The 208-nt window shown below is 45.2% G+C and carries 1 rRNA gene; it reads left to right on the plus strand.

What is annotated here, in order from left to right:
• A 16S ribosomal RNA gene (locus AAGG74_RS23550) occupies positions 1 to 52 on the plus strand; the annotation flags it as partial.
• Positions 53 to 208: the final 156 nt, after the last annotated feature.

The raw sequence follows: 208 nt of genomic DNA on the forward strand, positions 1-208 counted from the left end.
GAAGTCGTAACAAGGTAGCCGTATCGGAAGGTGCGGCTGGATCACCTCCTTTCTAAGGATATATACGGAATATAAGACCTCGGGTCTTATAAACAGAACGTTCCCTGTCTTGTTTAGTTTTGAAGGATCATTCCTTCGAATATAGGATCACCTGCTACATGCACCACATCCTGTGGTAACGCATGTGTTAGCACGTCCTATGCGTTGT

The sequence above is a fragment of the Bacillus mexicanus genome (assembly GCF_050445615.1).
GTDB lineage: Bacteria > Bacillota > Bacilli > Bacillales > Bacillaceae > Bacillus > Bacillus mexicanus.